At 57.0% G+C, this 26,998-nt stretch carries 25 protein-coding genes; 16 read left to right on the top strand and 9 right to left on the bottom strand.

All coding sequences use genetic code 11. The annotated features are described in order from the left end of the window. Positions 1-3: 3 nt before the first annotated feature. A complete protein-coding gene (gene cysS / locus ABFI50_RS14465) occupies positions 4-1,389 on the bottom strand; it encodes a cysteine--tRNA ligase (RefSeq protein WP_087530083.1) in 1,386 nt (461 codons plus the stop codon). Between the two features lie 175 nt (positions 1,390-1,564). Between cysS and ppiB the strand changes: the two genes are divergently transcribed. The 6 genes from ppiB to mnmH all read left to right on the top strand — a co-directional run bounded on the left by ppiB (position 1,565) and on the right by mnmH (position 6,040). Continuing rightward, positions 1,565-2,059: a peptidylprolyl isomerase B gene (gene ppiB, locus ABFI50_RS14460; RefSeq protein ID WP_014882836.1), complete on the top strand. Its 495-nt coding sequence runs from the start codon at positions 1,565-1,567 to the stop codon at positions 2,057-2,059. Between the two features lie 3 nt (positions 2,060-2,062). Continuing rightward, positions 2,063-2,785, top strand: coding sequence for a UDP-2,3-diacylglucosamine diphosphatase (gene lpxH, locus ABFI50_RS14455; protein WP_347484356.1), 723 nt, complete (start codon positions 2,063-2,065; stop codon positions 2,783-2,785). Positions 2,786-2,921: 136 nt separating this feature from the next. Continuing rightward, a complete protein-coding gene (locus ABFI50_RS14450) occupies positions 2,922-3,131 on the top strand; it encodes a YdgH/BhsA/McbA-like domain containing protein (RefSeq protein WP_023336837.1) in 210 nt (69 codons plus the stop codon). A 170-nt stretch (positions 3,132-3,301) separates the two neighbouring features. Further along, the gene (gene purE, locus ABFI50_RS14445; protein WP_014882834.1) at positions 3,302-3,811 is read left to right on the top strand and encodes a 5-(carboxyamino)imidazole ribonucleotide mutase; all 510 of its coding nucleotides are present in this window, start codon (positions 3,302-3,304) and stop codon (positions 3,809-3,811) included. Next, a complete protein-coding gene (purK, locus tag ABFI50_RS14440; RefSeq protein ID WP_014882833.1) occupies positions 3,808-4,875 on the top strand; it encodes a 5-(carboxyamino)imidazole ribonucleotide synthase in 1,068 nt (355 codons plus the stop codon). Before purE ends, purK begins: the two co-directional genes overlap by 4 nt. Before the next feature lie 94 nt (positions 4,876-4,969). After that, a complete protein-coding gene (mnmH, locus tag ABFI50_RS14435) occupies positions 4,970-6,040 on the top strand; it encodes a tRNA 2-selenouridine(34) synthase MnmH (RefSeq protein WP_023338130.1) in 1,071 nt (356 codons plus the stop codon). Between the two features lie 87 nt (positions 6,041-6,127). Here the strand turns inward: mnmH and ABFI50_RS14430 are convergent, their stop codons facing one another. The 3 genes from ABFI50_RS14430 to ybbA form a co-directional block, all read right to left on the bottom strand. After that, positions 6,128-7,273 carry a porin gene (locus ABFI50_RS14430; RefSeq protein ID WP_014882831.1) on the bottom strand — a complete coding sequence of 382 codons (1,146 nt, stop codon included), beginning with the start codon at positions 7,271-7,273 and terminating at the stop codon, positions 6,128-6,130. Between the two features lie 182 nt (positions 7,274-7,455). Further along, positions 7,456-9,870, bottom strand: a complete 2,415-nt coding sequence (gene ybbP, locus ABFI50_RS14425; protein WP_180253823.1) for a putative ABC transporter permease subunit YbbP — start codon at positions 9,868-9,870, stop codon at positions 7,456-7,458. Further along, on the bottom strand, positions 9,867-10,553 hold the full coding sequence (ybbA, locus tag ABFI50_RS14420; RefSeq protein ID WP_014882829.1) for a putative ABC transporter ATP-binding protein YbbA: 687 nt from the start codon (positions 10,551-10,553) through the stop codon (positions 9,867-9,869). Before ybbA ends, ybbP begins: the two co-directional genes overlap by 4 nt. Between ybbA and tesA the strand changes: the two genes are divergently transcribed. The 3 genes from tesA to ABFI50_RS14405 are packed head-to-tail and all read left to right on the top strand — an operon-like array spanning position 10,524 to position 12,859. Continuing rightward, positions 10,524-11,147, top strand: a complete 624-nt coding sequence (gene tesA / locus ABFI50_RS14415) for a multifunctional acyl-CoA thioesterase I/protease I/lysophospholipase L1 (RefSeq protein ID WP_014882828.1) — start codon at positions 10,524-10,526, stop codon at positions 11,145-11,147. The two genes, ybbA and tesA, sit on opposite strands and share 30 nt — an antisense overlap. 28 nt (positions 11,148-11,175) lie before the next feature. Next, positions 11,176-11,946, top strand: coding sequence for an SDR family oxidoreductase (locus ABFI50_RS14410; protein WP_014882827.1), 771 nt, complete (start codon positions 11,176-11,178; stop codon positions 11,944-11,946). Positions 11,947-12,004: 58 nt separating this feature from the next. After that, a complete protein-coding gene (locus ABFI50_RS14405) occupies positions 12,005-12,859 on the top strand; it encodes a co-chaperone YbbN (RefSeq protein ID WP_014882826.1) in 855 nt (284 codons plus the stop codon). A gap of 87 nt (positions 12,860-12,946) precedes the next feature. On the opposite strand, the gene fetB is transcribed toward ABFI50_RS14405, so the two are convergent. Next, the gene (gene fetB / locus ABFI50_RS14400; protein WP_023336832.1) at positions 12,947-13,729 is read right to left on the bottom strand and encodes an iron export ABC transporter permease subunit FetB; all 783 of its coding nucleotides are present in this window, start codon (positions 13,727-13,729) and stop codon (positions 12,947-12,949) included. Continuing rightward, positions 13,722-14,393: an iron ABC transporter ATP-binding protein FetA gene (fetA, locus tag ABFI50_RS14395; protein ID WP_063943365.1), complete on the bottom strand. Its 672-nt coding sequence runs from the start codon at positions 14,391-14,393 to the stop codon at positions 13,722-13,724. The genes fetB and fetA overlap by 8 nt, the downstream gene beginning before the upstream one ends. A gap of 136 nt (positions 14,394-14,529) precedes the next feature. Between fetA and ABFI50_RS14390 the strand changes: the two genes are divergently transcribed. Both ABFI50_RS14390 and ABFI50_RS14385 read left to right on the top strand, forming a co-directional pair. Further along, positions 14,530-15,444, top strand: coding sequence for an SPFH domain-containing protein (locus tag ABFI50_RS14390; protein WP_008499312.1), 915 nt, complete (start codon positions 14,530-14,532; stop codon positions 15,442-15,444). Beyond that, complete coding sequence (locus tag ABFI50_RS14385; protein ID WP_023332259.1) at positions 15,441-15,893, top strand: NfeD family protein; 453 nt, start codon at positions 15,441-15,443, stop codon at positions 15,891-15,893. The genes ABFI50_RS14390 and ABFI50_RS14385 overlap by 4 nt, the downstream gene beginning before the upstream one ends. Here the strand turns inward: ABFI50_RS14385 and cueR are convergent. Next, positions 15,890-16,300, bottom strand: coding sequence for a Cu(I)-responsive transcriptional regulator (gene cueR / locus ABFI50_RS14380; RefSeq protein ID WP_014882822.1), 411 nt, complete (start codon positions 16,298-16,300; stop codon positions 15,890-15,892). The two genes, ABFI50_RS14385 and cueR, sit on opposite strands and share 4 nt — an antisense overlap. Before the next feature lie 108 nt (positions 16,301-16,408). On the opposite strand from cueR, the gene copA reads away from it, so the two are divergent. The 3 genes from copA (at position 16,409) to ybaK (ending at position 20,431) form a co-directional block, all read left to right on the top strand. Beyond that, positions 16,409-18,907: a copper-exporting P-type ATPase CopA gene (gene copA, locus ABFI50_RS14375; protein WP_045281678.1), complete on the top strand. Its 2,499-nt coding sequence runs from the start codon at positions 16,409-16,411 to the stop codon at positions 18,905-18,907. 50 nt (positions 18,908-18,957) lie between these two features. Further along, a complete protein-coding gene (locus tag ABFI50_RS14370; protein ID WP_063943361.1) occupies positions 18,958-19,752 on the top strand; it encodes a TraB/GumN family protein in 795 nt (264 codons plus the stop codon). A gap of 199 nt (positions 19,753-19,951) precedes the next feature. Beyond that, positions 19,952-20,431 (top strand): Cys-tRNA(Pro)/Cys-tRNA(Cys) deacylase YbaK, encoded by a 480-nt coding sequence (ybaK, locus tag ABFI50_RS14365; RefSeq protein WP_248196186.1) that lies wholly within the window; start codon positions 19,952-19,954, stop codon positions 20,429-20,431. A gap of 89 nt (positions 20,432-20,520) precedes the next feature. On the opposite strand, the gene ushA is transcribed toward ybaK, so the two are convergent. Then, entirely contained in the window at positions 20,521-22,173 is a 1,653-nt protein-coding gene (gene ushA / locus ABFI50_RS14360; protein ID WP_248196184.1) for a bifunctional UDP-sugar hydrolase/5'-nucleotidase UshA, read from the bottom strand. A 164-nt stretch (positions 22,174-22,337) separates the two neighbouring features. On the opposite strand from ushA, the gene ABFI50_RS14355 reads away from it, so the two are divergent. Together ABFI50_RS14355 and ybaL are read left to right on the top strand one after the other, a co-directional pair. Further along, the gene (locus ABFI50_RS14355) at positions 22,338-23,540 is read left to right on the top strand and encodes an MFS transporter (RefSeq protein WP_023332256.1); all 1,203 of its coding nucleotides are present in this window, start codon (positions 22,338-22,340) and stop codon (positions 23,538-23,540) included. A gap of 232 nt (positions 23,541-23,772) precedes the next feature. Continuing rightward, the gene (gene ybaL, locus ABFI50_RS14350) at positions 23,773-25,449 is read left to right on the top strand and encodes a YbaL family putative K(+) efflux transporter (protein WP_045269148.1); all 1,677 of its coding nucleotides are present in this window, start codon (positions 23,773-23,775) and stop codon (positions 25,447-25,449) included. A gap of 184 nt (positions 25,450-25,633) precedes the next feature. Here ybaL and ABFI50_RS14345 read toward each other — a convergent pair whose 3' ends face one another. Continuing rightward, the gene (locus tag ABFI50_RS14345) at positions 25,634-26,938 is read right to left on the bottom strand and encodes an inosine/guanosine kinase (protein WP_014882815.1); all 1,305 of its coding nucleotides are present in this window, start codon (positions 26,936-26,938) and stop codon (positions 25,634-25,636) included. Positions 26,939-26,998 lie beyond the last annotated feature (60 nt).

Below are 26,998 nucleotides of genomic sequence, written 5' to 3'. Positions count from 1 at the left end.
AAATTACTTACGACGCCAGGTGGTGCCCTGCGGGCCGTCTTCCAGAATAATCCCCATCTCTGTCAGACGGTTACGTGCCGCATCTGCCGCCGCCCAGTCTTTCGCCTGACGCGCTTCCAGACGTGCCTTGATCAAGGCTTCAATTTCCGCCACTTCGCCGTCGTCCGCCTGCGCACCGCTCTGCAGGAAGGCGTCTGGCTCCTGCTCCAGCAGGCCGAGCACGGAAGAGAGCTTACGCAGATGAGAGGCCAGCGCATTCGCCGCCGCCATATCTTCTGACTTCAGACGGTTCACTTCGCGCGCCATATCGAACAGCACGGAGTAGGCTTCCGGAGTATTGAAGTCGTCGTTCATCACCTCAACAAAGCGGGCTTCGAAGGCGTCGCCGCCTGCGGCAGGAACAGACTTGTCGGTACCGCGCAGCGCGGTATACAGACGTTCCAGCGCCGAACGCGCCTGCTTCAGGTTCTCTTCGCTGTAGTTCAGCTGGCTGCGATAGTGGCCGGACATCAGGAAGTAACGCACGGTTTCCGCATCGTAATACTTGAGCACGTCGCGCACGGTAAAGAAGTTGCCCAGCGATTTTGACATCTTCTCGCGGTCAACCATCACCATTCCGGAGTGCATCCAGTAGTTCACGTACTCGCCGCCGTGGGCACAGGTGGACTGCGCAATTTCGTTTTCGTGGTGCGGGAACATCAGATCCGAACCGCCGCCGTGAATGTCGAAGTGTTTGCCCAGCTGTTTGCAGTTCATCGCGGAACATTCAATGTGCCAGCCCGGACGCCCTTCACCCCACGGAGATGGCCAGCTTGGCTCACCCTTTTTGGACATCTTCCACAGCACGAAGTCCATCGGATTACGCTTCACGTCGACCACGTCCACGCGGGCCCCAGCCTGCAGCTGATCCAGATCCTGACGGGAAAGCGCACCGTAGGTCGGGTCCGTTGGCACGGAGAACATCACGTCGCCGTTATCCGCCACATAGGCGTGACCGCGTGCGATCAGCTTCTCGGTGATCTCAATGATTTCGTGAATATGGTGAGTTGCACGCGGCTCGCTGTCCGGACGCTGAATGTTTAAAGCGTCGAAATCTTTGTGCATCTCGACAATCATGCGATCCACCAGCGCAACAAAACTCTCGCCGTTTTCATTCGCGCGTTTGATGATTTTGTCGTCGATGTCGGTGATATTGCGGACGTACTTCAGGTTGTAGCCTAAAAAACGCAGGTAACGTGACACCACGTCGAAGGCAACGAAGGTGCGCCCATGGCCGATGTGACAGAGATCGTAAACGGTAATACCACACACGTACATGCCGACTTCCCCGGCATGAATAGGTTTAAATTCCTCTTTTTGGCGCGTCATTGTATTAAAGATTTTTAACATCGAAGATTCCATGTAAACACGTGTGTGGGTTGTTTGTTCCCTATAATACCTATAATTCGGAATAGGATCAGCACACAATGCAAGGTGATCGCGTCCTGTGGTTATGCTATAACAAGCCCCTATATGTGACCCGAACGCGGGTCGACGTACCACAATAACGGAACAGGATGCAAAAATGGTTACTTTCCACACTAATCATGGCGATATCGTAATCAAAACCTTTGATGACAAAGCGCCTGAAACAGTTAAAAACTTCCTGGACTACTGCCGCGAAGGTTTCTACGACAACACCATTTTCCACCGCGTGATCAACGGCTTTATGATCCAGGGTGGCGGTTTTGAACCGGGTATGAAGCAGAAAGCGACGAAAGAAGCGATCAAAAACGAAGCCAACAACGGCCTGAAAAACACCCGTGGCACGCTGGCAATGGCCCGTACCCAGGCGCCTCACTCTGCGACCGCGCAGTTCTTCATCAACGTGGCTGATAACGACTTCCTGAACTTCTCCGGCGAAAGCCTGCAGGGTTGGGGCTACTGCGTGTTCGCAGAAGTTGTTGAAGGTATGGACGTGGTCGATAAGATCAAAGCCGTCTCTACTGGCCGCAGCGGCATGCACCAGGACGTTCCTAAAGAAGACGTTGTGATTACAAGCGTGACCGTCAGCGAGTAATTCGTGGCGACACTCTTTATTGCGGATCTGCATCTGCAAACAGAAGAACCGGCGATCACCGCCGGTTTTCTGCGTTTTTTACGCGGTGAAGCGAAAAGCGCCGATGCGCTGTACATCCTGGGCGACCTGTTTGAAGCCTGGATTGGCGACGATGATCCTGACCCGCTGCATCGTGAAATCGCCTCCGCCATTAAGGCGCTGGTTGATTCCGGTGTCCCCTGCTATTTCATTCACGGCAACCGTGATTTTCTGCTCGGCAAGCGCTACGCCCGCGAAAGCGGCATGACGCTGCTGCCGGAAGAACAGGTGCTCGACCTCTATGGCCGCAGGCTGCTGATTATGCACGGCGATACGCTCTGCACGGACGATACCGGCTATCAGGCGTTTCGCGCCAAAGTTCACACCCCCTGGATCCAGACGCTGTTTCTTGCCCTGCCGCTCTTTATCCGTAAACGCATCGCAGCCAGAATGCGTGCGGGCAGTAAAGCCGCTAACAGCAGTAAATCCATGACCATCATGGACGTCAATCCGCAGGCCGTAGTGAGCGTAATGGAAAAACATGGGGTTCAGTGGTTAATCCACGGTCATACCCACCGCCCTGACGTTCATTCCCTTCTTGCCAACGGCGAACCGGCCCATCGCGTCGTAATGGGTGCCTGGCACAGCGAAGGTTCCATGGTCAAAGTGACACCTGAGGGTGTTGAGCTGATTGCGTTTCCGTTTTAACCCTCACACTATCATTCTATTTTTTTGAACAATATTGGCAAATTGTTTCGATTTTAATCAGCCCGTGGTCGGCCTATTATTTATCACATCAGGGCAACACGCCCTATCACAGATAAAATACTTTAGGAATACGACCATGAAATCCATCAAAACTTTCGTTGCAGTTGCCGCTCTTTCCCTGGTATCTTTCGGTTCTTTCGCTCAAAGCGTGAGCGCAACCGCCTCAACCCTTGACCGTGCAGAAGCGAAAATTGCCGCGCAGGCTGCTGAACAAGGCGCGTCTTACAAAATCACGAGCGCCCAGTTCAACAACCGCGTACACATGACGGCAGAACTGACTAAATAATGATTGCCCATCGACGAAAACAGACCGCCAGATGCGGTCTGTTTTGTTATGCCTTACGGCCTACAACGGCTCAAGATTTAACCGCGCAACCGTTTTCCTTGCCCGTATAACATGCTATTCTCTGTGCCCTCGAAAGCAGTGTGTTTCGCACCACAGGAGTTTTAAGACGCATGTCTTCCCGCAATAATCCGGCGCGTGTCGCCATCGTGATGGGGTCCAAAAGCGACTGGGCTACCATGCAGTTCGCCGCCGAAATCTTTGAAATCCTGAATGTTCCGCACCACGTCGAAGTGGTCTCCGCGCACCGTACACCGGACAAACTGTTCAGCTTCGCCGAAAGCGCCGAAGAGAATGGCTATGAGGTGATCATTGCCGGTGCGGGCGGCGCAGCACATCTGCCCGGCATGATTGCCGCTAAAACCCTAGTACCGGTTCTCGGTGTCCCGGTCCAAAGCGCCGCGTTAAGCGGTGTGGATAGCCTCTACTCCATCGTCCAGATGCCGCGCGGTATCCCTGTCGGCACGCTGGCGATTGGTAAAGCGGGTGCGGCTAATGCAGCCCTGCTGGCGGCGCAAATTCTTGCGACGCACGATAAAGCATTACACCAGCGTCTGGCGGAGTGGCGTAAAGCCCAGACCGATGAGGTGCTGGATAATCCAGACCCGCGGGGTGCGGCATGAAGCAGGTTTGCGTCCTCGGTAACGGCCAGTTAGGCCGCATGCTGCGCCAGGCCGGTGAACCGCTGGGTATTGCCGTCTGGCCTGTCGGGCTGGATGCCGAACCGGAAGCGGTTCCGTTCCACCAGAGCGTGATCACCGCCGAGATCGAACGCTGGCCGGAAACCGCGCTGACCCGCGAGCTGGCCCGCCATAACGCCTTCGTTAACCGCGACGTGTTTCCGATCATTGCCGACCGTCTGACGCAAAAGCAGCTGTTCGACAAGCTCGGTCTGGCGACCGCGCCGTGGCAGCTGTTGTCCGATAAAGGCGAGTGGAATGACGTGTTCGCGATGCTGGGCGAGCTGGCGATCGTGAAGCGCCGCGTCGGCGGCTACGACGGCCGCGGCCAGTGGCGTCTGCGTGCGCACGAAACCGCGGAGCTGCCGGACGACTGCTACGGCGAGTGTATCGTTGAGCAGGGCATCAACTTTAGCGGCGAAGTGTCCCTGGTTGGCGCACGCGGGCATGACGGACACACCGTCTTTTATCCGCTGACGCATAACCTGCATCAGGACGGCATTCTGCGCACGAGCGTCGCCTTCCCTCAGGCAAACGCCGACCAGCAGGCGCAAGCGGAAGACATGCTCTCAGCCATAATGCACGAGCTGGGTTACGTGGGCGTGATGGCGATGGAGTGTTTTGTTACCCCATCCGGCCTGCTGATCAACGAGCTGGCGCCGCGCGTGCATAACAGCGGCCACTGGACGCAAAACGGTGCCTCCATCAGCCAGTTCGAGCTCCACCTGCGTGCCATCACCGATTTGCCACTGCCGCAGCCGGTCGTGAACAGCCCGTCGGTAATGATCAACCTGATCGGGACCGATCTGAACTACGACTGGCTCAAGCTGCCGCTGGTGCATCTGCACTGGTATGACAAAGAGGTCCGCCAGGGTCGTAAAGTGGGTCACCTGAACCTGAACGATAGCGACACGGGCCGCCTGAGCGCCACCCTGGAAGCCATGATCCCTCTCCTGCCGCCGGAATATGCGAGCGGCATTGTCTGGGCTCAGTCAAAGCTTAAATAAGCGATAAGTGCCGGGGAGTTGATCTTCCCCTTCCCCGGCCTCTCCTCTCGCGCGTAAAATCCCCGCCATTGCTGGTTTTATTTCTGGAATACCCATGAACGATGGAACGGACTATCGCGCGATCCTCGCGTCTGATACCCCTTTAATCGACGTTCGCGCGCCGATAGAATTTGCCCAGGGCGCGATGCCCGCCGCCCTTAACCTGCCGCTGATGAACGACGACGAACGCGCCGCCGTGGGCACCTGCTATAAACGTCAGGGCCCCGAGGCCGCACTGGCGCTCGGCCACAGTCTGGTCAACGGCGAGACGCGTGAGGCGCGCATTAACGCCTGGCGTGAAGCCAGCCTTGCTCACCCTGAAGGTTATCTCTGCTGCGCGCGCGGGGGCCAGCGCTCACATATCTCCCAGGCCTGGCTGAAAGAGGCCGGTGTCGATTACCCGCTGATCCGCGGCGGCTATAAAGCCCTGCGCCAGACGGCGATTCAGGTGACGATTGAGCAATCGCAAAAGCCGATGGTGCTTATCGGCGGCTGTACCGGAAACGGGAAAACCCTGCTGGTGAAGCAGCATGCGCAGGGTATCGATCTGGAAGGGCTGGCGCACCACCGCGGTTCGTCCTTTGGCCGCACGCTTACTCCGCAACTGTCCCAGGCCAGCTTTGAAAATCATCTTGCCGTCGAGCTGTTAAAAAAAGATGCCGCACGCTGGGTGCTGGAAGATGAAGGTCGAATGATTGGCTCCAACCACCTGCCGGAGTGCCTGCGCGACCGCATGAATGAAGCGCCCATCGCGGTTGTCGAGGATCCGTTTGATATTCGTCTTGAGCGTCTGCGTGAAGAGTACTTCGACCACATGTGGGCGGATTTTTCTGCCGCTTATGGTGAAGAGGCCGGCTGGAAAGAGTACAGCGCGTATCTGCACCACGGGCTGTTCGCCATTCGCCGCCGCCTGGGGCTACAGCGTTTTGCGGAACTGACAGCCCTACTCGATTCCGCGTTGCTTGAACAGCAACGGACAGGCTGCACCGAGGTTCACTTTAGCTGGCTTGCGCCCCTGCTTAACGACTATTACGACCCGATGTACGGCTATCAGCTTGAGAAGAAAGCGGAGAAGATTATTTATCGCGGCACGTTCGCAGAGGTTGCGGGCTGGTTGAATCGCTGAAAAAAGCCGGGTGGCGGCTACGCCTTACCCGGCCTACGCGTGCTTTTGTAGCCCCGGTAAGCGCAGCGCCACCGGGGAACAGACGACTTAGAAGTCGTAACGCAGACGCACCAGGTTCATGTCGCCCAGGTTGTCGGTGCTGGAGGTGAACACGTGTTCGTAATCCACGCGGAAACCGTAATCCAGCTGGAAGCTGATACCCACGCCATTGTCGATGCGCTGGTAGTTACGGCCATTCACATACTCAATGCGGTCACCCATGAAGTAAGGCTGGATGGATTTCACCGCATACTGGCCGATCGGGAATTTATACCCTGCGAAGTATTCAATACCCCACGCGTCGCCCGCAAAGTAGTCGTTAACAGACACTTTTTTGGTGGTCAGGAAGTTCTGGTACCAGCCGCCGCCTGCGGAGAAGGTCCAGTTGTCCGGCGTCCAGCTCAGCGCGGTACCGAGGATGTTCTGGTCGTAGGTTTTGCTGTCGCCGTTGTCCGGGTTACGCATGTCCGCACGGGTGTAGTTCCACGCTGCGCCCCAGGTCAGGTCGGTGGTCAGGTGGTAATCCAGGCCCAGTGAACCGCCGCCTTTACGCTTATAGCGCAGGCCGTTACCCGGCAGGTATTCGCTGTCTTCAAACAGGTAAGATGCATAGATGTCGGCATCACCCACGGTTTTCTTGTATTTCAACATCTGGCGTGAACGGTAAGAACCGTCGTAGTCGCCATTGATCCCGTTACCTGGTGCCTGAGCAATCATGTCGTAGTCCCAGATATCGGTTTTCGCGCCCACCACATCATAGTAAACGCTGTTCTGTTGACCGAAGGTCAGCGTACCCCAGGTATCGCTCTTCAGGCCGGTGTAGAGCATACGGCGAGTGGTATCGTGTGCGCCGTCTGCATAGTGATGATCCCAGTTAAACTGGGCAGGGATGTTCACACCCAGTTCGTAGTAGCTTATCCAGCTAATATCATCAAACAGGTAGTAATCAGCCGCGAAACGGAAACGGGTACCGCCGTCAAAGCCGTTACGTTTGTAGCTGTTTTTACCGTCGTCGCCGGTCATGTTCTGGAACTGAGGACGAATGCTGCCGCCAACGGTAAAGTTCAGACGGCTCAGCGGGTTACCCGCCTGCGGATCCTGTTTAAGAACGGTGATTTCCGCCTGAGAAGCGAAGGTCGTTAATGCCACTGCCGCGCCAATCGTTACCGCCAGCGCTGATTTTTTTATAGTCATTATTTTTCCTTAATAGACACGCTGCTAAATATTTAGCGGGTGAATATTAACTGGAAATAATCGGGCTGTGTGGACGGGTTTTTAATGTTTTGTGCTACTAAATACGTGGGTATTATCACTTTGTGCTTTTAAAATATTGCACACCGGCATAAAAACCGGCGTGCAATTATCACGGAGCTGGATTACCCCATAAACTGCCGGAACAGCGCTTTGCCCCTTAACAGGCGCGTTCCGAGCCAGCCCCCGCAGAGGGAGAGCAGCACCGCGCCGCAGAGAGGCAGAATCAGCCAGAGACGCCAGTCAGGCTCCCACGGGAAGTCGAAGACACGTGTCTGCAACACCGCCAGCGCCGTCTCGGCGCCAATCGCGGCCACCAGACCAGCCACCAGCCCCAGCAGCGCAAACTCGCTCCAGAGCGTCATCCGCAGCAACCGCTTCCCGGCCCCCAGCGTGCGGTAGACCACCAGCTCCTGATGGCGCTGACGCATGCCCACCTGCACCTGGGCCAGCAGCAACAGCACGCCGCAGATGGTCACCAGCACCACCATGACCTCCAGCGCGCGGCTCACCTGCTCCAGTACCTGTCCCACCTGCTTCAGGATCGCCCCAATATCCAGCAGGCTGACCGTCGGGAATTCCCGGTTAAGCTGCGTCAGCATGCCGTTGCCATTTTCCCAGCGGAAGCTGGTCAGCCAGCTTTGCGGCTGTCCATCCAGCGCCCCAGGGGGGAAGATAAAGAAGAAGTTGGGCCGCAGGCTTTCCCAGTCCACCTTTCGCAGGCTGGTGACTTTGGCGGTAAAGTCCTGGGTATCGCCGGTGAAGGTCACGCTGTCCCCGAGCTTCACGTTCAGGCGCACCGCCAGCCCTTCCTCCATTGATACCTCCCCCGCTTTCGGCGGCCAGGTGCCTGCCGTGATCGGGTTATGGTCGGGCCGTTTCTCCTGCCAGGTCAGGTTAAGTTCGCGGTTCAGCGACTCGTCCTTGTTCCCCTCCGTCGACTGCCCGTTGATTTGCGTCAGACGGGCGCGAACAATCGGATAAAACGACTCCGGGACAATATGATGCTCAGAGAGGAAACCCTTCAGCGGCGTAACCTGCTCAGGCGCGATATTGATCAGAAAATAGTTCGGACTTTCCGGGGGAAGCTGCTGCTGCCAGCGATCCAGCAGATCGCCCCGCAGCACCAGCAACAGGGCCAGCAGCATAAACGACAGTGAAAACGCCGACAGCTGGCTGAGCGTAGACCAGGGCTGATGCAGCAGACGATTAACGGCCAGGCGCACGGGCAGCGATTTCACCGTCAGCCTCTTCAGAACGTTGAGCAGTATCCAGCCCAGTACGCCGCACAGCAGCGCCAGCACAACCGCACCGGCCAGCACCGCCCACAGCAGCGTGCTGCCGCCCATCAGCCAGGCCAGCAGCCCCACCGCGACCGCAATAATCACCGGAAGGTAGAACTTCAGCGGCCAGACGTTCGCCACCACATCATTACGCAGCACGCGCAGCGGCTGCGTCGCGAGCAGCAGCCGGTAGGGCCGCAGCCCCACCAGCACCGAGATCACGACCATCGCACCAATCGCCCACAGCCACGGCCAGAAGCTGGCGGGTGGCAATGCGGACGGAAGCACCGGTTTTAACATCACCATCAGCAGTTTTTCAAACAGCAGCCCTATGATTCCGCCAGTGAACACTGACAAAACCAGCAGCATTAGCCACTGGCCGACGATCAGCTTGCGTAGCTGCGCCCGTCCCGCGCCGAGGGTTTTAAGGATCGCCACCCGATCGTAGCGGCTGCGGCAGTAATGCCCCATCGCCACCGCCACTGCCGCTACCGCCAGCAGCAGGGTTAAGAGCGCCGAAAGCAGCAGGAACTGCTGAGAGCGCTCCAGAGATTTACCGAGCGCCCCCTCGTCCTGCTCCAGCCCGTACCAGCGGTGCTCCGGTTTAAGCTGCGGGAGCAGCCATTTTTCATACCCATCAAGCTGGGCTGGCGTGCCGCCAAACTTGTAGCGCCAGGTGACGCGGCTGCCCGGCTGGACAGCATGGGTTGCCGGAACATCCGCCGTGTTCATCAGCAGGCGTGGCGCAAGCTGGAAGGGGTTAAAGCCGGAGTCGGGCTCCTGCACCACCTCCCCGGCAATTTTCAGCGTGGCATCGCCCACGTCAATACTGTCACCGGCTTTCAGGTTCAGAAGCGCCATTAAACGCGATGCCAGCAGCACCGTGCCGGGCGTTGGTTTTAACCCCGGCGGACTGGTTTGTAAGTCACCGTACATCGGGTAGACATCATCCACGGCTTTCACGCTGGCGAGCTGCGGCGTGTCTCCCGCAAAGGTCATGGTCTGGAAGGTGATTTGCTCCCCCACCTTCAACCCTGCTTTGTGCGCTTCCTCAATCCAGCCCGGCGGAACAGGACGCGAGCTTTGCAGCGCCCGGTCCCCGGCCATAAATTCCCGGCTCTGCTGGCTGAGCCCTTTTTCCATACGGTCGCTGACGCTGCCGAGCGCCAGCACGCAGGCCACCGCCAGGCTTAACGCCAGCCAGACTATCAGCAGCGAGGGCGAGCGCCACTCGCGCCAGAACCAGCGGGCAATCATGCTTCCTCCTGAAGCGTACCGTTGACCAGCCGCAGACGCCGGTCGCAGCGGGCGGCCAGCTGCGGATCGTGGGTCACGAGGATCAGCGTGGTACCGTGTTCACGGTTAAGCGAGAACAACAGATCCGCGATTTTGTCGCCGGTTTTACGGTCAAGGTTGCCGGTGGGTTCATCAGCAAACAGCACTTCCGGGCGGCCATTAAAGGCGCGCGCCAGCGCCACACGCTGTTGCTCCCCGCCGGAAAGCTGTGCGGGAAGATGGCTGAGGCGCTTGCCCAGACCGAGCTGTTCCAGCAACGCCTTCGCATGGGCGCGGCTTTCGCGACTCTTTTCACCGCGCAACAGCGCCGGAAGTTCGACGTTCTCCAGCGCGTTCAGCGTGGGGATCAGCATAAAAGACTGAAAGACAAACCCGATGTGGCGCGCACGCAGCGCAGCACGCGCCTCTTCATCAAGCTGGTGCAGCGGCTGCCCGACAAGATGAACCTCGCCGCTGCTCCCGTCGTCCAGACCGGCCAGAATCGCCAGCAGCGTGGACTTGCCGGAACCGGATTCGCCAATCAGCGCGATGGTTTCAGCGCGTTTGACAACGAGTTCAACTCCAGTAAGGATGGAAAGCTCGTGTTCCCCCTGACCGACGGACTTCTTAAGACGATGAACTTCAACACTGTTTTCCGCTGGCATTTGCCCTTCCTGTTCTTGATTCTGATGACCTTCCGCGCGGCGGCAGCGGACACGTTACTGATTCTCGGCGACAGCCTGAGCGCGGGCTATCGCATGGCGGCCAGCGCAGCCTGGCCCGCTCTGCTCAACGATAAATGGCAGAGCAAGACGACGGTTATCAACGGCAGCATCAGCGGCGATACCTCGCAGCAGGGCCTGTCGCGCCTGCCTGCGCTACTCAAACAGCATCAGCCGCGCTGGGTGCTGGTTGAGCTTGGCGGCAACGATGGATTGCGCGGTTTCCAGCCTCAGCAGACGGAACAGACGCTGCGCACCATTTTGCAGGACATCAAGGCGGCAAACGCCCAGCCGCTGCTGATGCAAATTCGCCTGCCCGCTAACTACGGTCGTCGGTATAATGAAGCCTTTAGCGCGATCTACCCTAAGCTTGCCAAAGAGTTTGATATTCCGCTGCTGCCATTTTTCATGGAAGAGGTCTATCTCAAACCCCAGTGGATGCAAGACGACGGGATCCACCCCAATCGCGATGCGCAGCCGTTTATTGCCGACTGGATGGCAACGCGTCTGGCTCCTTTAGTTAAACATGACTCCTGATTAAGCGGAGATCCTGACAGGTAAAGTTATGCAAAAATCGGTCTTAATTACAGGATGTTCCAGCGGAATCGGTCTTGAAAGCGCGCTCGAATTAAAGCGTCAGGGATTTCGGGTGCTGGCGGCCTGCCGCAAACCCGACGATGTCGAACGCATGAACGGGCTGGGCTTTACCGGCGTGCTGCTGGATATGGACTCCCCGGAAAGCGTCGAACGCGCCGCCGATGAGGTGATAGCCCTGACCGACAATCGTCTGTACGGGCTTTTTAATAATGCCGGTTACGGCGTGTATGGCCCGCTGGATACGCTCTCGCGCGAAACGCTGGAAAAGCAGTTTTCAACCAACTTCTTTGGTGTCCACCAGCTCACCATGCGTCTGCTCCCCGCCATGCTGCCGCACGGCGAGGGGCGCATCGTGATGACATCGTCAGTGATGGGTCTGATATCAACGCCCGGCCGCGGCGCCTACGCCGCCAGCAAATATGCGCTGGAGGCCTGGTCCGACGCCCTGCGCATGGAGTTACGTCACAGCGGCATTAAGGTCAGCTTGATTGAACCCGGCCCGATCCGCACCCGCTTTACCGAAAACGTTAACCAGACGCAGGCGGATAAACCGGTCGAAAACCCCGGCATTGCCGCACGATTTACGCTCGGGCCCGAAGCGGTGGTTGCCAAAGTGCGCCATGCTTTTGAGAGTGAACATCCCAAAATGCGCTACCCGGTAACGCTGGTCACTCATGCCGTTGGCTGGTTAAAACGTCTGCTACCGGGCCGGATGATGGACAAAATTTTACACGGTTGAGTTGAAGCGACAGCGCTCACCCCCATGTAAATAACAAACCGATAAAAGAGAAGGCCGCATGTCCGTACAGAATATCGTCAATATTACTGAAGCAAACCTGCAACAGATCCTCGAACAGTCGATGGCAAAACCCGTGCTGTTCTACTTCTGGTCTGAACGCAGCCAGCACTGTTTACAGCTGACGCCGGTGCTGGAAAGCCTTGCCGCGCAGTACAACGGTCAGTTCATTCTTGCCAAACTGGACTGTGACGCAGAGCCGATGGTGGCGTCTCAGTTTGGTTTGCGCGCCATCCCTACCGTCTACCTGTTTCAGAACGGTCAGCCTGTCGATGGCTTCCAGGGGCCACAGCCGGAAGAGGCCATTCGCGCCCTGCTGGATAAAGTCCTCCCGCGCGAAGAAGAGCTGAAAGCGCAGGAAGCCATGGCGCTGATGCAGGAAGGCAAATACGACGAGGCGCTGCCGCTGCTTAAAGACGCGTGGCAGCTCTCGAATCAAAACAGTCAGATTGGCCTGCTGCTGGCGGAAACGCAGATTGCTCTGCACCGTTCAGAAGACGCCGAAGCCGTGCTCAAAACGGTTCCCCTGCAGGATCAGGACACCCGCTATCAGGGGCTGGTCGCGCAGATTGAACTGCTGAAACAGGCGGCAGATACGCCGGAAATTCAGCAACTGCAGCAGCAGGTCGCTGACAACCCGGCCGATGCGGCTCTGGCAAGCCAGCTGGCGCTGCAGCTGCATCAGGTGGGGCGTAACGAAGAAGCGCTTGAGCTGCTGTTTAGCCATCTGCAAAAAGACCTCGCTGCTGCAGACGGTCAGGCGCGCAAGATGTTCCAGGAGATCCTGGCCGCGCTGGGCACCGGCGATGCGCTGGCGTCGAAGTATCGTCGTCAGCTGTACGCGTTGCTCTACTAACAAAAAAAATGCCCGGTGGCGCTTCGCTTACCGGGCCTGGAAAAGTGCGGATCGTAGGCCGGGCAAACGCAGTGCCGCCCGGCATAATCACCGCACGTTTTTCAACTGCGTCACCACCAGCTGATGGCGCGCGTTGTAAAACTTCCGATAGGTCAGGTAACAGGCAATGATGGTGGACAGGCTTGCCGTTGAGAGCAGCATAAATGTCACCATAATCTGATACTTAATCGCTTTTACCGGATCGATACCGGCAAAAATCAGCCCCGACATCATGCCCGGCAGGCTCACCAGCCCGACCGTTTTGGCTGAATCTACCGTGGGGATCAGCGATGAGCGAATGCTTTCACGAATCAGCCGCGCGGAGGCCACTTTAGGCGTCGCTCCCAGGCTTAATTTCTCCTGTAGCTGCTGCTGTTCACTGCTGAAGCGCTGGCCGAGATTGTTATAACACAGCCCGACGGCCACCATGGCGTTCCCGGCAATCATCCCTGAGATAGGGATAACCTGCATCGGCGTAAACTCAATTGAGCCGGAAAGCACTAGTACCGCCAGCGTTAATGCGGTTCCGGTGGTAATGGCGATAAACGACGAGACAAACGCCTTATCTATGTATTTACTGCGCTTTTGCGCGTTCCACGCCGCATTGAAGCAGATAAACAACACCATCAGCAGCGTCAGCACCGCGTGGTTGACGTTGAAAATATACTTCAGCACATAGCCGACAATAATGAGCTGAATCACCGCGCGGCAGATACTCCACACAATGTCCTTTTCCAGCCCCAGCTTTTCACGGTAGCTGACGACAATCGCGATCAGCACCAGCACCATCGAAAACGCCAGGGATTCGTTCGTAATATTGTGCTCACCCACGGTTTGCCTCCTGCATTTTTCCGCCATGCGGCTGGAGCGTCAGTACGTCATCCGCATGGGTAATTTCGTTAGCGTCATGCGTCACCCACAGCACGGCAATATTCTGCTCGCGGACGTAACGATGAATGATTTCATTGACGTTGCGCTTGTTGGCATCATCGAGCGCGCTGGTGATCTCATCGAGCAGTAACACCTTCGGTAAGAACTGCAGATTACGGATCAGCGAGACGCGCTGCTTTTCGCCGCCCGACAGTTCGGAAACGGACTTTGTCAGCGTGTCCGGCGGCAGATTGAAGCGTGCCAGGTCGGCGGAAAACCGTTCAGGATCGGGCGTCTTATGTCGGATCTGCCAGGGGAAAAGCAGGTTATCGTACACCGTGCTGTCGAACAGGCTCGGGGTTTGCACCGAATAAGAGACCTGCTGGCGGTAAGCCTCGGATGAAAGCGTTGAAATATCCTTCCCCTCAAAGAAGATCTTTCCCGACGTTGGCGTGAGCAGCGACGCAATGATTTTAAGCAGCGTACTTTTCCCGCAGCCTGAGGGGCCGGTAATCAGTCGAAACTCGCCCGGCAAGAGGCTAAAACTGACATTATTCAGAATGGTGGTACCGCCTGTGCGGTAGCCCACGTCCTCAATGGTTAATACCGCGCTGTTATCCTTCATGTGATCTTCTGCCTTTATCCCAATAATGAGCAGTAGTTTACGGCGATGAGTGATAATAAAGCGACTTTCCTCGTATACTTAGGATCAACAAAAAGTGTTTTCATTTCTGCCATAGCATGCAAAACAGGAGGTTTTTATGCTCATCGTTGTTCCTGTCCTTATCTTCGTTGCGCTGGTTATCGTCGGCGCAGGCGTCAAAATTGTCCCTCAGGGTTATCAGTGGACCGTCGAGCGCTTCGGCCGCTATACCAACACGCTACAGCCTGGCTTGAGCCTGATTGTCCCGTTCATGGATCGCATCGGTCGCAAGATCAACATGATGGAACAGGTGCTGGATATCCCTTCTCAGGAAGTGATCTCCAAGGATAACGCCAACGTTACCATTGATGCCGTCTGCTTTATTCAGGTGATTGATGCGCCGAAAGCGGCCTATGAGGTGAGCAACCTGGAGCTGGCGATCGTTAACCTGACGATGACCAACATCCGTACCGTGCTTGGCTCGATGGAGCTGGACGAGATGCTCTCCCAGCGCGACAGCATTAATACCCGCCTGCTGCACATTGTCGATGAGGCCACGAACCCGTGGGGGATCAAAGTCACCCGTATCGAGATCCGCGACGTGCGCCCGCCGGCAGAACTGATCGCCTCCATGAACGCCCAGATGAAGGCTGAGCGAACCAAGCGTGCCTATATTCTGGAAGCCGAGGGGGTGCGTCAGGCCGAAATCCTCAAAGCAGAAGGGGAAAAACAGTCGCAGATCCTGAAAGCGGAAGGCGATCGTCAGTCCGCATTCTTACAGGCAGAAGCGCGTGAACGTTCTGCAGAGGCGGAAGCCCGCGCGACCCAGATGGTATCCGAGGCGATTGCCGCCGGTGATATCCAGGCCGTGAACTACTTCGTCGCGCAAAAATATACCGATGCACTGAAAGAGATCGGCTCCGCGAACAACAGCAAAGTGGTGATGATGCCGCTGGATGCCAGCAGCCTGATGGGCTCTATCGCAGGGATTGCCGAACTGATTAAAGACAGCGGAAACGAGCGTAAAAAATGATTGAACTGATCGTCGCACATCCTCATGCGTTCTGGCTAAGCCTCGGTGGCTTACTGCTGGCCGCCGAGATGCTGGGCGGCAACGGTTACCTGCTGTGGAGCGGTGTTGCCGCGGTCATTACCGGCCTGGTCGTCTGGCTTCTGCCGCTTGACTGGGCATGGCAGGGGGCGCTGTTTGCCGTGCTGACGCTGGTGGCCGCCTGGCTGTGGTGGCGCTGGCTGAACCGACAGGTAAGTGAACAGAAACCGCTGGATGCCCACCTTAACCAGCGCGGACAGCAGATCGTCGGCAAGCGTTTTACGCTCGACACCCCGCTGGTGAACGGGCGCGGGCATATGCGCGTAGGTGACAGCTCGTGGCCGGTGGTGGCCGACGACGACCTCAGCGCCGGAACACGGGTTGAGGTCATTGCGGTAGAAGGCATTACCCTGCGGGTAAAAGCCTGTTAAGCGTGGGTTTTGCGGTGGCAGCAGCCGGCAAGATTGTCGATAATCGGGCAGTCGGCGCTGTCATCACCCGGACAGGAATCCGCAAGCTGTAACAGCTGTTCACGCATCGACTGTAATTCGATGATATGGCGTTCGATCTCCGCCACTTTTTCCAGCGTGCGTTTTTTCACGTCGGCACTGTGGCGCTTCGGATCGTTAAACAGGTTTACCAGCTCGCCGCACTCTTCCAGGTTAAACCCCACCTGCCTTGCCTGGCGCAGTAACGTCAGTTCATCAAGATGCCGTTGCGTGTAGCTGCGGTAGCCGTTTTCACTGCGCAACGGCGGCGTTACCAGCCCTTTCTCTTCATAAAAGCGAATGGCTTTGCTGGTTAAGCCGGTTTTTTTTGCCACGTCACTGATATTCACATTTCCCCCTTGACCTTCCCCTTGATGGAAGGTTTAACCTTCATAACAGTTAGCGAAAAGCGTTACTCCGGTCAACAACTGACCAGTTCATTATACGGGAGTTTTGTTATGTCTCACACTATTGACCTGACGCTGGACGGCCTCTCCTGCGGCCACTGTGTCAAACGCGTTAAAGAAAGCCTGGAACAGCGTCCTGATGTTGAAAGCGCTGAGGTGACTATCGACCATGCCGCCGTGACCGGCAGCGCCAGCGCGGATGCGCTGATCGATACCATTAAACAAGCGGGTTATGGGGCGGAGCTGAGCCACCCAAAGGCTAAACCGCTGGCAGAGTCATCATCCCCGTCGGAAGCACTGACAGCGGCCACTCCTGAGCTTCCGGCAGCGGATGATATTGATGACAGCCAACAGCTGCTGATCAACGGTATGAGCTGCGCCAGCTGCGTCTCCCGGGTACAGAATGCCTTACAGGCGGTACCGGGCGTCGCACAGGCACGGGTAAACCTTGCGGAGCGTACTGCGCTGGTGATGGGCAGTGCCTCCGCCGCAGAGTTAGTGCAGGCCGTGGAGAAAGCGGGCTACGGCGCAGAGGCCATCGAAGATGATGTCGAACGCCGCGAGCGCCAGCAGGAAACGGCTATCGCCACCATGAAGCGCTTCCGCTGGCAGGCGATTGTCGCCCTGCTGGTGGGGATCCCGGTGATGGTCTGGGGCATGATGGGTGACAATATGATGGTCACCGCCGACAACCGCACGCTGTGGCTGGTGATTGGTCTGATTACCCTTGCGGTCATGGTGTTTGCAGGCGGCCATTTCTATACCAGCGCCTGGAAGAGCCTGAAAAACCGCACCGCGACGATGGATACGCTGGTCGCACTCGGTACCGGCGCGGCGTGGCTCTATTCAATGAGCGTTAACGTCTGGCCGCAGTGGTTCCCGATGGAAGCGCGCCATCTCTATTATGAAGCGAGCGCGATGATTATCGGCCTGATTAACTTAGGCCATATGCTGGAAGCCCGCGCCCGTCAGCGCTCCTCCAAAGCGCTGGAACGATTACTCGATTTAACCCCACCGACGGCCCGCGTGGTCACGGATGAGGGGGAAAAAAGCGTCCCGCTGGCGGAAGTGCAGCCCGGCATGACGCTGCGTTTGACCACCGGCGATCGCGTGCCCGTTGACGGCACGATAACCCAGGGCGAAGCCTGGCTGGATGAAGCGATGCTGACCGGGGAACCCATCCCTCAGCAGAAATCCGACGGCGATGCAGTCCATGCCGGCACGGTCGTTCAGGACGGCAGCGTGCTGTTCACCGCCAGTGCGGTTGGTAGCCATACTACGCTGTCGCGTATTATCCGAATGGTGCGCCAGGCCCAGAGCAGCAAGCCGGAGATTGGCCAGCTTGCTGACCGAATCTCGGCCATTTTTGTGCCGGTGGTGGTCGGTATTGCCCTGCTGAGCGCGGCGATCTGGTATTTCTTCGGCCCTGCGCCACAGATTGTCTACACCCTGGTGATTGCCACCACGGTGCTGATTATTGCCTGCCCATGCGCGCTTGGCCTGGCCACGCCGATGTCCATTATCTCCGGCGTAGGCCGTGCCGCCGAGTTTGGCGTGCTGGTCAGGGATGCGGACGCACTGCAGCGGGCCAGTACGCTAGATACGCTGGTGTTTGATAAAACCGGCACGCTGACCGAGGGGAAACCGCAGGTTGTGGCCGTGAACACCGCAGGCATCGCGCAGGAGGACGCGCTGCGTCTCGCCGCCGCGCTGGAGCAAGGCTCCAGCCACCCGCTGGCGCGCGCCATTCTCGAGAAAGCGAATGCTGCGGCTCTGCCGCAGGTCAGTAACTTCCGCACGCTGCGCGGGCTCGGTGTCAGCGGTGAAGCCGAGGGGCATACGCTGCTGCTGGGTAACCAGGCCTTGCTCAATGATAATGGTATTGATACCGCGGCGCTGGAAAGCGAACTGAAAGCGCAGGCATCTCAGGGGGCAACCCCGGTTCTGCTGGCGGTGGATGGCAAAGCCGCTGCCCTGCTGGCCGTGCGCGATCCACTTCGTCAGGACAGCGTGGATGCCTTGGCGCGTCTGCACCGCGCGGGCTATCGCCTGGTGATGCTGACCGGGGACAACCCGACGACGGCAAACGCTATTGCGAAAGAAGCCGGTATTGATGAAGTCATTGCAGGCGTTCTGCCGGATGGCAAAGCGGATGCGATTAAGAACCTGCAACGCCAGGGACGTCAGGTGGCGATGGTGGGCGACGGCATCAACGATGCCCCGGCGCTGGCCCAGGCAGACGTCGGTATCGCCATGGGGGGCGGGAGCGATGTTGCCATTGAAACCGCCGCCATCACGTTGATGCGCCACAGCCTGATGGGCGTTGCTGATGCGCTGGCCATTTCGAAAGCCACGTTGCGCAACATGAAGCAGAACCTGCTGGGGGCATTTATCTATAACTCGCTCGGTATTCCAATTGCCGCCGGCATTTTGTGGCCGCTGACCGGCACGCTGCTTAACCCGGTGGTTGCAGGTGCGGCAATGGCGCTCTCCTCCATCACCGTGGTGAGCAATGCCAACCGCCTGTTGCGCTTTAAACCGAAAGATTGAACCTTGTTCTCGTACGCGCTAGCATGAACCTTTCCGTTTATGGAGCGCGTATGAGCCTGTTTAATCGTATAAAAACCTCGTTTCGCGCCCTCTTTCCCCGCCGTTATGCGTGGCCCGGCCTGGATATCTCCCTGCCCGGCGGTCAGCACCTGCATCTGGTCGGCAGCATCCATATGGGTACTCAGGATATGTCACCTCTGCCCCCCGGTCTGATAAAACGGCTGAAGCGCGCCGACGCGCTGGTCGTCGAGGCGGATATTTCGGGCCAGGAGTCACCGTTTGCCGGGCTTGAAAGCGATCTGACCCTGGCGGAACGTCTGGACGAAGCCCAACTGGCGGAACTGACGCGCGTCGCCGAAGAAACCGGCGTGTCGCTCTCTATGATTGACGCCCTGCCACTCTGGCAAATTGCGATGGTGCTACAGGCCACGCAGGCGCAGCGACTGGGTCTGCGCGGTGACTACGGTATTGATTACCAACTGCTCAATCTGGCAAGAGCGCACAATCTGCCCATCATTGAACTGGAAGGAACGGACAGCCAAATTGCGCTCCTGCGTCAGCTTCCGGACGACGGCCGCATGCTGCTGGATGATACGCTGACCCACTGGCACACCAACGCACGTCTGCTGCAAACCATGATTGGCTGGTGGCTGGATGCGCCGCCAGCAGACGGAAAGCTGGCGCTGCCGTCAACGTTCAGCGAATCGCTGTATGATGTGCTGATGAATGCGCGCAACAATGCCTGGCGAGAGACGCTGCATGCATTACCTGCCGGGGAATACGTGGTTGCGGTCGGGGCGTTACATTTGTACGGAGAAGGGAATTTGCCGTCGCTGCTGAAATAAAAAAATGGCCAATATCTCTATTGGCCCGTCAAAGAGGAATTTCATCGTTTTTATTATGCCGAAGGAGACCTTCGGTTGAGCCGATTGTCGCTCAAAGTGACCATCACTGCCAATACTATTGCGCAAGATGGTGCTATTTTTTAGACAAACGTCAGGCGTATGCTGTTGGCATGATTTGTCTGTCGTAAGAAGGATAGCTATGACTCCCGCCGTTAAATTACTCGAAAAAAACAACATTTCTTTCCGGATCCACACTTACGATCACGATCCGAATGAAACCAACTTTGGCGACGAAGTGGTGCGCAAATTGGGGCTGAACGCTGACCAGGTCTATAAAACGCTGCTGGTTGCGGTGAACGGCGATATGAAACATCTCGCCGTGGCGGTCACGCCCGTCGCCGGACAGCTCGATCTCAAGAAAGTGGCGAAGGCGCTGGGGGCGAAAAAGGTGGATATGGCAGATCCGATGGTTGCGCAACGGACCACCGGCTACGTGGTGGGCGGGATTAGCCCGCTGGGGCAGAAAAAACGCCTTCCAACGCTGATTGATGCCCCTTCGCAGGAATTTGACACGATCTATATTTCAGGCGGCAAACGCGGGCTGGATATCGAGCTGGCGGCGGGCGATCTGGCGAAAATGCTGGACGCGAAGTTTGCGGATATTGCGCGCAGGGATTGAGAAAATTGCCCGGTGGCGCTGCGCTTACCGGGCCTACGATTCGCATGTAGGCCCGGTAAGGCGAAGCCGCCACCCGGCAAAATACCAGACTACTGCCAGCTCACCTCACCCTTCGGCTCATACGCGTTCACGTCAATCGGTGAATTCTGCTCGATGTACTGCTTCAGCACTTCCGCATCAATAAAGCCGGTATTCACATAGCCCGGTTTATTATCAATATGCGGATAACCGTCGCCGCCGGTGGCGTTAAAGCTCAACGTCGCCAGACGGTAGGTTTTTGCCGGGTCGACCGGTTCGCCTTTGATCTTCAGATCATTCAGCTTGCCGTCTTTTGCCACAAAGCTGACGTTGGCAAACTGCGGATAGGCCCCGGAATCCGGCTTCATCTGCGCGACGGCGGTCAGGTAGTCAATCGCCTCTTTGCCGGTCATGTCGGAATAGACCACTACGTTACCAAACGGCTGCACCTTCAGGACATCCTTGTAGGTGATATTTCCGCCTTCAATAGAGTCACGAATGCCGCCCCCGCTCATCACGCCAAAATCAGCACCGGTGCGCGCCATTTGCGCCGCCAGCACCAGGTGTCCCATGTTGGTCTGCACGAAGCGGACTTTACTGCGGTCCCCCTCCAGACGACCATTCAGCGTGCCGATTTTCACGTCCAGCTGCGCTTTGCCTTTATTCTGGAACGGTGTCAGCAGGGAGAGCATCTGCGGGTTCTCAGCGATCTCTGGCGTGTAAAGTACGCGCTCACTTTTCCCGTCCGGGTAGGTCACTTTCTTCTTCAGGTTGACCGGAATGAGCTGGTAGTGCACCAGTTTCATCTCGCCGTTACGGAACTCAAAGTCCGCCCGGCCCACGTATTTACCCCATTCGTGGGCCTGCACAATCCAGATACCGTTCTGACGGTCCGGCGCACACGGCGTGCCCGCCACGTAATCCACCTGTTTTTTATTCTCCGATGCCATGCACACCGGATCCTGTGAGTGCCCCCCCACAATCATGGCCAGTGACCCTGCAGGCAGGCTGCGCGCCATCTCCACGTCGCCGGGTGCATTGGAGCCGTGCTCACCGTTGTCGTAGTGCCCCATGTGCGTGGTGGCGATAATCACGTCCGGCTTTTCGTTCTGCTGCAGTTCCTGAATCACCAGCTTCGCTTCGTCTGCCGGTTTGCGGAATTCAATATCCGTGAAGAACTCGGGATTGCCGATTTTTGCCGTATCGTCGGTGGTTAAGCCAATGACTGCGATCTTCAAATCCTGACGCTTAAACAGCGCCCAGGGTTTGAACAGCCGTTCGCCGGTGCTTTTCTGGTAAATGTTGGCGGAGAGGAAGGGGAATTTGGCCCATTTTTCCTGCTGACGCAGCACCGTCAGCGGGTTATCAAACTCATGGTTACCGACGGCCATCGCGTCGTAGCCAATCAGATTCATGCCACGGAAATCCGGCTCGGCATCCTGTAAATCAGATTCCGGCACGCCGGTATTAATATCACCGCCTGAGAGCAACAGCACGCTGCCGCCCTGGGCTGCCACCTCTTTGCGAATGCCGTCCACCAGCGTTTTTTGCGCCGACAGACCATATTCGCCATATTCACTGCGCCAGAAATGACCATGATGATCGTTGGTATGCAGAATGGTGATTTTATAGGTTTTATCTTTTTCATACGCCTGCGCGGGCAGGCTTACCAGACCCCATGCGGCGATGAGCGCCAGCGCGACGCCCCGCTTCATTAACTTCATCTTCTCTCTCCCTGACCAATAGACAAAGGCAAAAATTACAGTGACTCACAATAATAGACAAATAAGTTTTCAGAATTGCGACTTTCTTCAAATGTCCCGGGCGGGTATGTTAGTCGGATAATAATTACACCCTGCATCTCTAATAACAAAACAACGTGGTATTTATGGCAATCAGCGAATCAACCCCGGCGTCGCCGCCAAAATCGCGCACCTCTTTTAAGGTATTAGGCGCAATCAGTCTTTCGCACCTGCTCAACGACATGATCCAGTCGTTGATTCTGGCAATTTATCCGCTGCTGCAGTCCGAGTTTTCGTTAACTTTCGTGCAGATCGGAATGATCACCCTCACCTTCCAGCTGGCTTCCTCGCTGCTGCAACCGGTGGTGGGCTACTGGACGGACAAATACCCGATGCCGTGGTCGCTGCCGATTGGCATGTGCTTTACCCTGAGCGGTCTGGTATTGCTGGCGATGGCTGGCAGCTTTGAGGCGGTGTTGATTGCTGCCGCGCTGGTGGGTACCGGGTCGTCCGTCTTCCACCCTGAGTCCTCACGCGTGGCGCGTATGGCCTCCGGCGGCCGTCACGGGCTGGCGCAGTCACTTTTCCAGGTCGGCGGTAACTTTGGCAGCTCCCTCGGCCCCTTGCTGGCGGCGGTGATTATCGCCCCGTATGGCAAAGGGAACGTGGCGTGGTTTGTGCTGGCCGCACTGCTGGCGATTATCGTGCTGGCGCAGATCAGCCGCTGGTATGCCGCTCAGCATCGCGTAAATAAGGGGAAACCTAAAGCGAAGGTTATCAATCCCCTGCCCCGGAATAAGGTCATTCTGGCGGTTTCCGTACTGCTGGTGCTGATTTTCTCGAAATACTTCTACATGGCAAGCATCAGCAGCTATTACACCTTTTATCTGATGCAAAAATTCGGATTATCGGTACAAAATGCGCAAATCCACCTGTTTGCCTTCCTTTTCGCGGTTGCTGCCGGAACGGTTATTGGCGGGCCGGTGGGCGATAAGATTGGCCGGAAATATGTTATTTGGGGCTCTATCCTCGGTGTCGCGCCGTTTACCCTTATTTTGCCGTATGCCAGCCTCGAGTGGACGGGCATTTTAACCGTGATCATTGGTTTTATCCTCGCCTCGGCATTTTCCGCCATTCTGGTCTATGCCCAGGAGCTGTTACCGGGCCGTATCGGTATGGTTTCCGGACTCTTTTTCGGTTTCGCCTTCGGTATGGGCGGGCTTGGTGCAGCGGTGTTGGGGATGGTCGCGGATCACACCAGCATCTTCCTGGTTTATAAAATCTGCGCTTTCCTGCCACTTCTGGGGATGTTGACCATATTCCTGCCTGATAATCGTCACAAAGCGTGAATTAGAGGTAGCCAAAGTAAAACTTTGGCTACCTGCCCCCCTTATGCCATAAGGGTTTCCTCTCCATCCCTGACCTGAATTTATCAATATGCGCTTTTTTACGCGCATATTGCCGTTTTATTCAAACTTCAACAATTATTCATAAACATAAGGGCAAAAATTGTCATAAACTATTACCTGGTCTTTTGGTATTCACGCCAAAAATGGAACACTCACCGCGAAAGGAGACGGAATGCACCACGCCACACCGCTTATCACCACCATTGTTGGTGGACTTGTGCTCGCTTTTATCCTTGGCATGATTGCCAATAAACTGCGTATTTCTCCTCTTGTCGGCTATTTATTAGCGGGGGTTCTGGCGGGACCGTTTACGCCAGGTTTTGTCGCGGATACCAGGCTGGCGCCTGAGCTGGCGGAATTAGGCGTGATTCTGCTGATGTTTGGTGTTGGCCTGCACTTTTCCCTGAAGGACCTGATGGCGGTAAAGTCGATCGCCATACCTGGCGCGATCGCCCAGATAGGGGTGGCGACGCTGCTGGGGATGGCGCTTTCGGCCGTGCTGGGCTGGTCGTTGATGACCGGTATCGTATTTGGGCTGTGTCTCTCAACCGCCAGTACCGTGGTGCTGCTGCGCGCGCTTGAAGAGAGACAGCTGATAGACAGCCAGCGCGGGCAAATCGCGATAGGCTGGCTGATTGTGGAAGATCTGGTGATGGTGCTGACGCTGGTGCTGTTGCCTGCCGTCGCCGGAATGATGGAAAAAGACAACATCGGCTTCGCCTCGCTGGCGCTGGATATGAGTATCACCATCGGTAAAGTGGTGGCGTTTATCGCCATCATGATGCTGGTGGGCCGTCGTCTGGTGCCGTGGATCCTGTCCCGCAGCGCGGCGACCGGCTCCCGCGAGCTGTTTACGCTTTCCGTGCTGGCGCTGGCGCTGGGGATCGCTTTTGGCGCTGTTGAACTGTTCGACGTCTCCTTTGCCCTGGGCGCGTTTTTCGCCGGAATGGTGCTGAACGAGTCTGAGCTGAGCCACCGCGCCGCGCATGACACCCTGCCCCTGCGTGATGCCTTCGCCGTGCTGTTCTTTGTCTCCGTCGGCATGCTGTTTGATCCGATGATTCTGGTTCAGCAACCGCTGGCCGTGCTGGGCACGCTGGCGATCATTATCTTCGGTAAGTCGCTCGCCGCCTTCTTCCTGGTGCGGATGTTCGGCCACTCCCCGCGTACGGCGCTGACGATTGCCGCCAGCCTGGCGCAGATTGGTGAGTTCGCCTTTATCCTCGCGGGTCTGGGTATGGCTCTGAACCTGCTGCCCCAGGCCGGGCAGAATCTGGTGCTGGCGGGGGCAATTCTGTCGATTATGCTGAACCCGGTCCTGTTTGCCCTGCTGGAAAAATACCTCGATAAAACCGAAACGCTGGAAGAGCAGACGCTGGAAGAAGCCATCGAAGAGGAGAAGCAGATCCCGGTGGATATCTGCAACCATGCGCTGCTGGTCGGCTTTGGTCGCGTGGGCAGCCTGCTCGGTGAGAAGCTGATGGCGCAGGGCATTCCGCTGGTGGTGATTGAAACCTCACGCACCCGCGTTGATGAACTGCGCGAGCGTGGTATACGTGCGGTACTGGGCAATGCGGCGAACGAGGAGATTATGGCGCTGGCACATCTGGACTGCGCGCGCTGGCTGCTGCTGACTATTCCGAATGGCTATGAAGCGGGTGAGATTGTAGCTACCGCGCGTGAGAAGTGCCCCAATATTGAGATTATCGCCCGGGCACATTATGACGATGAGGTGGAGTACATCACCGAGCGCGGTGCGGATAAGGTAGTGATGGGCGAACGTGAGATTGCGAACACGATGCTGACGCTGCTGGCGAAACCGCCGGTTGAAGAGGCTGTTACGGGGTAAGATTTTTGCGGTCTGATGCCCTCACCCTGACCCTCTCCCACGGGGAGAGGGAACAAACACTAAAAACGGCAACCGGGTTGCCGTTTTGCTTTTACCTTGTGCGGTCTGATGCCCTCACCCTGGCCCTCTCCCACGGGGAGAGGGAACAAACACTAAAAACGGCAACCGGGTTGCCGTTTTGCTTTTACCTTTCCCAATAAGCCTCTTCGAGGCTGTCTTCCCGTTCCGGCAGGCCACGCGTTAAGCGCGGTGAATGCTGGTTCAGCACCTGATAGCTCACGCGGTTCGCGTACTTACACACCTGCGCCAGCGACGAATAGGTCAGCCAGTTGAACTTGTGTTTGCTGGAGTTGGGTACGTTGGTTTTGTGGTAGGCATTGGCGGTAATGTCGTGCAGCAGTGCTGCCAGCGCGCCGTCACCCGCCCCGTTGGTGTTCATGATCTTCTCCGGTCCGCCCATATAAGGCGCAATGTGGGAGTAGATACGCAGCGGGTTGAGGCAATCTTTATGGCGCATACCGCGGCTGAACTCGTACTGGTTGAACTCGGCAATCGCGCCAGGGAGCAACGGGTGCTGGGTTTTTCGTTTGCTCTCTTCTTCCGTAAAGCCCGCCATATAGAGCCCGACGGGGCCGGCAGTGCAGAGCACCAGATCCACCCAGTCCAGCGCTTTGTCAGAGGCCAGCAGCGGATCGCTCTCACCGGTGAGCGCTTCGGCCTCTTCTTCGTTCATCGCCAGAATTGAGACGTGCTCTTTCAGGAAAGCCTGCCACCACTCGGGGTTATCGGCAATCACGAATTTGGTGCCCAGCGTGAGAACCACCGGCACGTCGTACTTTTTCGCGTACTCGATCGCTTTCATGGTCGCTTCCGGCATCGGCTCGCCCGGCTTGCAGCGTACCAGATAGGAGGTCAATACCAGCGCAGAGGCACCCGCAATCACCGCTTCCGGAATACTCTCGGCGCGCAGCTTATTCATGTGGCCAGGGCTGATGGCAAACGTACGCTCCCCGGACTCGCCGATCAGCGTGAAGCAGCGGCCAATCGGCCCGTTAACGCCCTGAAGATAGTTCAGATCGGTACGGCTGGAGGTGTTGCACAAATAGCGGTAGGCATAACCACCGATTTCAATGTTACTGCACATCACGCCGAGCAGTACCGAGCGGTCATCGGCCAGCACGGAGTAGTTGTGCATAGTGTTACCGATGGTCCCCCCGGCAAACTGATGGGTAATGAGATTTTCACGCACCAGCTCCTGGTACAGCGCTTCGGCAACGTCGTCTTCGATCACCAGGGAGTGACCGGCGCTCAGACCATAACGGGCGACAAACTCATCATCCACTTTCGCTTCAATGTCCACCAGCGTCTGGTCGATACCAACGACCCAGGCGGCGCTGGTTTCATTTTCAGGCTGGATTTGCTGCAGGAGCGGATCGCGCGCATCAACGGGAAAGTAGTGTTTGGATTTACGTTTACCGGGAAATTTCATGGTCTGAACTGTATGAAGAATATGGGCCGGGAATGGTAGCACAAACCCGGCCTGGAGTGC

This window comes from Enterobacter sp. HNDS-6 (genome assembly GCF_039850505.1).
GTDB classification, from domain to species: domain Bacteria; phylum Pseudomonadota; class Gammaproteobacteria; order Enterobacterales; family Enterobacteriaceae; genus Enterobacter; species Enterobacter kobei.
The sequence above is the reverse complement of the archived record's forward strand: the minus strand, read 5'-3'. Positions and strand labels throughout refer to the sequence as shown.

Bases quoted from the DNA above. Each gene is read 5' to 3' on its own strand.
- cysS (WP_087530083.1), bottom strand. From the start codon at position 1,389: ATGTTAAAAATCTTTAATACAATGACGCGCCAAAAAGAGGAATTTAAA.
- ppiB (WP_014882836.1), top strand. From the start codon at position 1,565: ATGGTTACTTTCCACACTAATCATGGCGATATCGTAATCAAAACCTTT.
- ABFI50_RS14450 (WP_023336837.1), top strand. From the start codon at position 2,922: ATGAAATCCATCAAAACTTTCGTTGCAGTTGCCGCTCTTTCCCTGGTA.
- purE (WP_014882834.1), top strand. From the start codon at position 3,302: ATGTCTTCCCGCAATAATCCGGCGCGTGTCGCCATCGTGATGGGGTCC.
- purK (WP_014882833.1), top strand. From the start codon at position 3,808: ATGAAGCAGGTTTGCGTCCTCGGTAACGGCCAGTTAGGCCGCATGCTG.
- mnmH (WP_023338130.1), top strand. From the start codon at position 4,970: ATGAACGATGGAACGGACTATCGCGCGATCCTCGCGTCTGATACCCCT.
- ABFI50_RS14430 (WP_014882831.1), bottom strand. From the start codon at position 7,273: ATGACTATAAAAAAATCAGCGCTGGCGGTAACGATTGGCGCGGCAGTG.
- ybbP (WP_180253823.1), bottom strand. From the start codon at position 9,870: ATGATTGCCCGCTGGTTCTGGCGCGAGTGGCGCTCGCCCTCGCTGCTG.
- tesA (WP_014882828.1), top strand. From the start codon at position 10,524: ATGAACTTCAACACTGTTTTCCGCTGGCATTTGCCCTTCCTGTTCTTG.
- ybbA (WP_014882829.1), bottom strand. From the start codon at position 10,553: ATGCCAGCGGAAAACAGTGTTGAAGTTCATCGTCTTAAGAAGTCCGTC.
- ABFI50_RS14410 (WP_014882827.1), top strand. From the start codon at position 11,176: ATGCAAAAATCGGTCTTAATTACAGGATGTTCCAGCGGAATCGGTCTT.
- ABFI50_RS14405 (WP_014882826.1), top strand. From the start codon at position 12,005: ATGTCCGTACAGAATATCGTCAATATTACTGAAGCAAACCTGCAACAG.
- fetA (WP_063943365.1), bottom strand. From the start codon at position 14,393: ATGAAGGATAACAGCGCGGTATTAACCATTGAGGACGTGGGCTACCGC.
- ABFI50_RS14390 (WP_008499312.1), top strand. From the start codon at position 14,530: ATGCTCATCGTTGTTCCTGTCCTTATCTTCGTTGCGCTGGTTATCGTC.
- ABFI50_RS14385 (WP_023332259.1), top strand. From the start codon at position 15,441: ATGATTGAACTGATCGTCGCACATCCTCATGCGTTCTGGCTAAGCCTC.
- copA (WP_045281678.1), top strand. From the start codon at position 16,409: ATGTCTCACACTATTGACCTGACGCTGGACGGCCTCTCCTGCGGCCAC.
- ABFI50_RS14370 (WP_063943361.1), top strand. From the start codon at position 18,958: ATGAGCCTGTTTAATCGTATAAAAACCTCGTTTCGCGCCCTCTTTCCC.
- ybaK (WP_248196186.1), top strand. From the start codon at position 19,952: ATGACTCCCGCCGTTAAATTACTCGAAAAAAACAACATTTCTTTCCGG.
- ushA (WP_248196184.1), bottom strand. From the start codon at position 22,173: ATGAAGTTAATGAAGCGGGGCGTCGCGCTGGCGCTCATCGCCGCATGG.
- ABFI50_RS14355 (WP_023332256.1), top strand. From the start codon at position 22,338: ATGGCAATCAGCGAATCAACCCCGGCGTCGCCGCCAAAATCGCGCACC.
- ybaL (WP_045269148.1), top strand. From the start codon at position 23,773: ATGCACCACGCCACACCGCTTATCACCACCATTGTTGGTGGACTTGTG.
- ABFI50_RS14345 (WP_014882815.1), bottom strand. From the start codon at position 26,938: ATGAAATTTCCCGGTAAACGTAAATCCAAACACTACTTTCCCGTTGAT.